Raw genomic sequence first — 6670 nt, 5'->3', positions numbered from 1 at the left:
GTTCCCCGCGCCCCTGACGGGGCGCACCGCCTTTCGTCCGGACGGCAAGCCGATCTTTTGGGGGCGCGGGGAACGGCGCCACCAGCCACCACGCTCCCGCACGTCACCACCCGCCCCAGCGGGGCAATCCGGTAGTCCCCGGGCCACCGGCCGGTGGTGGGTTACCCGCGCCGTTCCCCGCGCCCCTGACGGGGCGCACCTCTTTCGCCCCGGCTGCGGGAGGACCTGGTTTTTAGGGGCGCGGGGAACTGCGCCACCAGCCACGACGCTCCCGCACCTCACCACCCGCCCCAGCGGGGCAACCCGGTAATCCCCGGACCACCGGCCGGTGGTGGCTGGCCGCGCAGGCTCCCGCGGGCGGCGCCCCGCCGGGAGGGTGGAGGTTCTAGGGTCGAGGGATGGTCACGCAGGCGTTCGGGGTCGCGGAGTTCCAGCTGGTGCTGCTGCGAAGAATGGCGGACCACCAACCGGAATTGGTGGACGAGGCGCTCCGGTCGCTGGGAGCGACGCACGCCCAGGCGCGCGAGGCGCACAAGAGGTGGCAGGCGAGAGTCCACTCGCGCACGTTCCCGACCGGTGAGCGGAGGTACAGGACGGCGCTGGGCCCCCCGGAGACGGAGGAGGAGCGGCGGATCGGCGACCTGACGTGCCGGGCCCTGCGCTGGCCGACGCCCCTGTGGCCGGACCTGAGATTCGAGGTGCTGTGCGCACCGGGCGGCGGCTCGGCGGTGTGGAACGAGTGGCTGGTACGGGCCCCGGAAGCGCCCGCGCCAAGGCTGCGGGAGGTGGCCGACCTGACGCCGTGGTCGTGCACGGTGGACGACGCGGCCAGGGCCTTCCCGCCCGCGGAACCGCTGCCGCCGGACGCGCCGAGCCGTACCCGCGTGGCGCTGACACCGCCCGGCGGCGGCGCGAGGGTGGTCGCGCACTTCACATGGGGCCTGTTGCAGTACGTGGACCAGGGGGACTGGCGCTGAGCGCCCCACTTTTGTACCGTGAGGGAACAAAGTGGTTCCGCCCGCTTCCCTGACCGGCGGGCGGAACCACGTTGCCGTTGATCACCGATGTGCCGAGGAGCCCCAGAACATGCCCGTCCTCTCCGCGAAAGCCCTGCTGCTGGACATGGACGGAACGCTGGTGAATTCGGACGCCGTCGTGGAGCGCTGCTGGCGCGCCTGGGCCGGCCGCCACGGCCTGGACGCCGACGCGGTGCTGAAGGTCGTGCACGGCCGCCAGGGCCACGCGACGATGGCCGTCCTGCTCCCCGACCGCCCGATGGCAGAGAACTACGCGGAGAACGCGCTGATGCTCGCCGAGGAGACCGCCGACACCGACGGTGTCGTGCAGGTGCCCGGTGCCACCGCCTTCCTGGCCTCGCTCGACGGCCGCCCGCACGCGCTGGTGACCTCGGCGAGCGAGGAACTGGCCACGACCAGGATGGCCGCCGCGGGCCTGCCGCTGCCGCCCGTCATGGTGACCGCGGAGCGGGTGAGCGCGAGCAAGCCGGACCCCGAGGGCTTTCTGAAGGGCGCGGCGGAGCTGGGCTTCGCGCCCGAGGACTGCGTGGTGTTCGAGGACGCCGAGGTCGGCATCGCGGCGGCGCGGGCCGCCGGAATGCGCGTGATCGGCGTCGGCCCGCGCGCCGCGGTCCACGCGCCCACCGCGCACGTCGACTCGCTGGAGCGGGTGCGGGTCGAGGCCGTCGCGGACGGCGGCCTCCGTATCGTCGTCGACTGAGACCTACGGACGCGACGTACGGACAGGACGCACAGCCGAGACGCACGCACGAGCCGTAGGGCCGTACGGGGCCGCGTGAAAACGAACGGGCCGGACCCTCTTCAGGGTCCGGCCCGCCGTGCCGTACGGACCCGCGGAACGTCAGCCCGCGGCGGCCTCGTACAGGCTGAATCCGGCGAGCACCACCATCACAGCTGCCGCGATCTTCGTGATCAGCGCCAGCGGCACCCGCTTCATGAGCAGCCGCCCGCCGAAGATGCCCAGGGCCGCGACCGCCCACAGGCCGAGGACGGCGCCGATGCCGACCGAGACCGGGTCGTCGTAGCGGGCGGCGAGGTTGGCGGTCATGATCTGCGTGAGGTCACCGAATTCGGCGACCAGGATGAGCATGAAGCCGGTGCCCGAGACCTTCCAGAAGCTCTGGTTGGCGGGCTCGCGCACCTCCTCCTCGTCGTCGCCCTTGGAGAAGAGCAGCATGGCCGCGCCGCCGAGGAAGAGCAGTCCGACCACGCCCTGGACCCAGCGGTGCGGCAGCAGGGTGAGCAGGCTGCCCGCGGCGATGGCGAGGGCGACGTGGACGACGAAGGCGGCGGCGACGCCCACGAAGACGTACGAGGCGCGGTAGCGGGTGCCGAGCATGAGCCCGGCGAGCGCGGTCTTGTCGGGGAGTTCGGCAAGGAAGATCACGCCGAAGACGACGGCGATGACGGTTAGGCTGAGCACGGGGTCTGGTCCTCAATCGGTCGGGCGCCGCACCGAGAGATCCAGGGGAACGTCAAGCCGTATCTGAGATCGCTTCGGCACGGCAGCGTCGGAACACTGCGGCCGAAGGTCTCGCTGGCGGGCTGTACGCGCATCGCGCGGCACATCCGCCTCCGGGCGCCGGCTCAGAACAGCGAACTGCGGCTGAACTGAGCAGTATGTCGACGGTCCGGCGAAGAGCTACTCCCCTTCTGCTCCGACGAGTCTACGCGACGCCCGAACGGGGTACCGCACCGCGCGGTCGCGGGGCCAGGCCCCCCGGTCCGAAGGCCCGGTCACAGGGCCGGAACGCGGGTGATGCGGCCCCGCGCGACCAGTTCCAGGACGACGGAGACCGCGACCGCCTGGACGGCCATCAGCGCGATGAGGACGAAGAACTGCACGGCCCCGGCCGACACGGGGCTCGCGCCGCCCAGCAGCATGCCCACGAAGGCGCCGGGCAGGGTCACCAGGCCCACCGTCCTGGTCTGGTCGAGTCCGGGGACCAGCGCCCCGGAGGCGGCCGGTCTGGCGATCTCCAGGCGCGCGTCGCGGTCGGAGAAGCCCAGCGCCATCGCGGCCTCCACCTCGCCCGCGCGCAGCTTCAGCTCCTCCAGGGCGCGCCGCCCGCCGAGCACGGTGGCGGTGAGCGCGCCGCCGATGAGGATTCCGGCCACGGGGATGAGCGCGATCCCGTCGATCGGCACCAGGCCGGTCAGCACGAGCACGACGACCACCGGCAGCGCGCCCGCCGCGACGGGCACCGCGGCCCACCACCAGGTGCGGTTGCGGGTGATCCGGCGCCCCGCGGTCCGCGACGCGACCGCGAACATCAGCGCCACGAAGCCCAGCAGCGCCGCCTGGTGCTTGACGACCCAGCCGATGAGGGCGGCGACCACCGCGAGCTGTACGGCCGCCCTGAGGCCCGCCAGGGCGATGCCGCGCGCGTAGTTGTCGTGCTCGTCGGCGAGCCTGGCGTACGCGGCGACCCCGGCGGCCGCCACGAGCAGCGCGGCGAGAACGAAGCCGAGGGTCTTGTCGACCGGCAGCAGGGAGGAATTCGAGGCCAGCGACGTGGACAGCGTCTCGTGGGTGGACACTGGAGGAGCGGGTGCGGAAGCCACAGCGTCACTGTAGGCGGGCGCCCGCCCGGCGCCCCCGCCGATTCCCGCGCGGATCGTACGGATTTCCGATCAGTTCTCTGATCAGCGATGAACGGTCCCGGCGGAAAGTATTCTCGTAGTGATGTCTACTACGTCACGTGCCCTCGCCGGTTCCGGCGGTGCCCCTTGGCGTACGCTGTACGGCTGACGGTGGATGAAGATCTTCGACCACCGGACAGCACCCCTTCAGGACCCGGTTCGACGAGGCGGAACGCCGACGGAGAGCCGGACAGCACGGCAAGTACGAGGTGCCCGGCATCAGACGGGCGCTCCACGGGTACGAATTCGGCCAAGGACGAGGAGGCGCGGTGCTGCAAGGCCTGGGCTCCCTTTTCGACTGGCCCTGGATCTACGTGCTCGTGGCGAGTTCCGTGATCCTCGACGTCTTCGTGCCGGTGCTGCCGAGCGGTGTGCTGGTGATCAGTGCCGCCACCGCCGGGACCGCCAGCTCACGCGACGACATGCTCGACGTCTTCGCGCTGCTGGTGTGCGCCGCCGTCGCGTCCTGCCTCGGCGACCTGCTGGCGTACCGGCTGGCCTTCCGCGGCGGGGACTGGTTCGACCGGAGAGTGGCGTCCTCGCGGCGCCTGGCGGGCGCGCACGAACGGCTCGGACAGGTACTGCACCAGGGCGGCGGCGCCCTGGTGATCCTCGCCCGCTTCGCACCGGCCGGCCGCAGTGTGGTCAGCCTGGGCGCGGGCGCCGCCCGCCGCAGCCCGCGCGAGTTCCTGCCCTGGTCGGCGCTGGCCGGGGTCGCCTGGGCGACGTACAGCGTCGGACTCGGCTGGATCGGCGGCAAGTGGCTGGGCGCGAGCTGGCTCGGCACCCTGATGTCGTTCGTCGCGCTGCTGGGCGCCGGCGCCTTCGCCGCGTACGTCTTCCGCCGGGAGCGCCGCAGCGCGCTGGCCGCGGCGCTGGCCGCCGTGCCGCTCACCATCCCGCCGCAGGTGACGCCCCCGGACCGCGGCTCGGTCGTCGAGGCGCTGTAGCCGCCGCGGCCTCCGCGAGCGGCGGTTCCTGACCGCCGCGTGGCCGCCGCCTCACCTCGGGTGCGGTCCCGCACCCGGTCAGCGGCGACGACGCCGTCTGCTGGGGACCGCCCAGCCCGATCCGACGCCCGCCAGGTGCAGTGCGACGAAGACCAGTCCCGCGAGCAGCAGACTGATCGGCGTGAAGCCCGCGTCCGTGCTCGTGCTCGTGGCGTTGATGATGTACGCGATGGCGAAGATGACTGCCCCGATTGCGGCGAACATCCCGGACCTCCTGTAAGCCGGCCCTCGGGGCCGGCGGTGCTCGTGCGGTGCGGCGGCGCCGGGTGGCGTCCCCACCCACCGGTTGCCCCCGAACTCCCCCCTGACGCACACGGGTTCGAGCGCGCGCGGGGTCGCGCGCCCCGTGCGCCCCACCAAAAGCCGCGATCCGGATTTTCGGAAAGTATTCTCACTCGTTTCGGCAATAGGCAGCACTCTGCGTCACGGAAAGAATGAGGCCGTATCACCCGCTTACGGGAAGGACAGCACATGTCGGTTGATGCGGGCCAGGACACCGCACTCGGCAATCCGCACGACGACCAGGCGCGTACGAGTCTGGACACGTCGGCCGCCAGGAATCTGGCGACGACCACCAAGTCCGCCCCGCAGATGCAGGGCATTTCCTCCCGGTGGCTGCTGCGCGTACTGCCCTGGGTGCAGGTCAACGCGGGCACGTACCGGGTGAACCGCCGGCTGAGCTACTCGGTCGGCGACGGGCGCGTGACCTTCGTGAAGACGGGGTCCGAGGTCCGGGTGATCCCGCAGGAGCTGGGCGAGCTGGCCGCGCTGCGCTCGTTCAACGACGTCGGCGCGCTGACCGCGCTGGCGGACCGTTTCGTCCAGCGTGAATTCGCGCCGGGCGAGGTCATCGCCGAAGCCGGGACGCCCGCGGACACCGTCTATCTGCTGGCGCACGGCAAGGTCGAGAAGCTCGGCGAGGGGTCCTACGGCGAGCCGACCCGGCTCGGAGTCCTCGCCGACGGCGACCACTTCGGCGACCAGGCGCTGCTCGGCGCCGACGGCGAGTGGGAGTACACGGCCCGCGCGGCCACCGTCACCACGGTGCTGGCCCTGCCCCGGCAGGAGCTCGAACCGCTGCTCGGACAGTCAGAGGCGCTGCGCACACACCTGGAGGCGCACCGCGCGATCCCGCGGCAGCGGGTCAACAAGCGCGGTGAGGCCGCGATCGAGCTGGCGTCGGGCCACAAGGGCGAGGAAGCGCTGCCCGGCACCTACGTCGACTACGAGGTCAAGCCGCGCGAGTACGAGCTGAGCGTCGCCCAGACCGTGCTGCGCGTCCACAGCCGCGTCGCGGACCTCTACAACGAGCCGATGAACCAGACCGAGCAGCAACTCAAGCTCACCGTCGAGGCGTTGCGCGAGCGCCAGGAACACGAGCTGATCAACAACCCCGAGTTCGGGCTGCTGCACAACGCGGACTACGACCAGCGCATCCAGCCGCACGCGGGCCCGCCGCTCCCCGACGACCTCGACGAGCTGCTCAGCAGGCGCCGCGGCACCAAGTTCTTCCTCGCCCACCCGCGGGCCATCGCCGCCTTCGGCCGCGAGTGCACCAGGGCGGGCCTCTACCCCGACCCGGTGGAGGTGCACGGCCACACCGTTCCCGGCTGGCGCGGTGTGCCCATCCTGAGCTGCAACAAGATCCCGGTCAGCACCGCTCGTACCAGCGCGATCATCGCGGTCCGCAGCGGCGAGGACAATCAGGGCGTCATCGGTCTCAACCAGACCGGGCTGCCCGACGAGTACGAGCCGGGGCTCAACGTCCGTTTCATGGGTATCGACGACAAGGCGATCATCAGCTACCTCGTCAGCACGTACTTCTCCGCGGCCGTCCTGGTGCCCGACGCGCTCGGCATCCTGGAGAACGTGAACGTGTCCAACTGGCGCTGACCGCACGGCGGTTCTCCTGAAAGCGGCTCCCCTGCCCGGCCTGGCAGGGGAGCCGCTTCGTTGTGTCCGCCGGTCGCGTTCCCGGCC

The 6670-nt window shown here is 71.8% G+C and carries 7 protein-coding genes; 4 read left to right on the top strand and 3 right to left on the bottom strand.

Annotation, left to right across the window (positions count from 1 at the left end):
- Window positions 1-398 precede the first annotated feature (398 nt).
- Together ABZX65_RS35650 and ABZX65_RS35645 are read left to right on the top strand one after the other, a co-directional pair.
- Window positions 399-977 (top strand): hypothetical protein, encoded by a 579-nt coding sequence (locus ABZX65_RS35650; protein WP_355349998.1) that lies wholly within the window; start codon window positions 399-401, stop codon window positions 975-977.
- A gap of 109 nt (window positions 978-1086) precedes the next feature.
- Window positions 1087-1737, top strand: a complete 651-nt coding sequence (locus tag ABZX65_RS35645; protein WP_355349995.1) for an HAD-IA family hydrolase — start codon at window positions 1087-1089, stop codon at window positions 1735-1737.
- Between the two features lie 141 nt (window positions 1738-1878).
- On the opposite strand, the gene ABZX65_RS35640 is transcribed toward ABZX65_RS35645, so the two are convergent.
- A complete protein-coding gene (locus ABZX65_RS35640) occupies window positions 1879-2460 on the bottom strand; it encodes a TMEM165/GDT1 family protein (protein WP_355349992.1) in 582 nt (193 codons plus the stop codon).
- 314 nt (window positions 2461-2774) lie between these two features.
- The gene (locus ABZX65_RS35635; RefSeq protein ID WP_355350004.1) at window positions 2775-3548 is read right to left on the bottom strand and encodes an ABC transporter permease; all 774 of its coding nucleotides are present in this window, start codon (window positions 3546-3548) and stop codon (window positions 2775-2777) included.
- Between the two features lie 401 nt (window positions 3549-3949).
- On the opposite strand from ABZX65_RS35635, the gene ABZX65_RS35630 reads away from it, so the two are divergent.
- Window positions 3950-4630: a VTT domain-containing protein gene (locus ABZX65_RS35630; protein ID WP_355349989.1), complete on the top strand. Its 681-nt coding sequence runs from the start codon at window positions 3950-3952 to the stop codon at window positions 4628-4630.
- Window positions 4631-4708: 78 nt separating this feature from the next.
- Here ABZX65_RS35630 and ABZX65_RS35625 read toward each other — a convergent pair whose 3' ends face one another.
- Window positions 4709-4894 carry a hypothetical protein gene (locus tag ABZX65_RS35625; RefSeq protein WP_188285091.1) on the bottom strand — a complete coding sequence of 62 codons (186 nt, stop codon included), beginning with the start codon at window positions 4892-4894 and terminating at the stop codon, window positions 4709-4711.
- Between the two features lie 267 nt (window positions 4895-5161).
- Between ABZX65_RS35625 and ABZX65_RS35620 the strand changes: the two genes are divergently transcribed.
- Entirely contained in the window at window positions 5162-6583 is a 1422-nt protein-coding gene (locus ABZX65_RS35620; protein WP_355349985.1) for a family 2B encapsulin nanocompartment shell protein, read from the top strand.
- Window positions 6584-6670 lie beyond the last annotated feature (87 nt).

Origin of the sequence: Streptomyces sp. NPDC003300 (assembly GCF_040610915.1) — a bacterium.
Classification (GTDB): Bacteria; Actinomycetota; Actinomycetes; order Streptomycetales; family Streptomycetaceae; genus Actinacidiphila.
The sequence above is the reverse complement of the archived record's forward strand: the minus strand, read 5'-3'. Positions and strand labels throughout refer to the sequence as shown.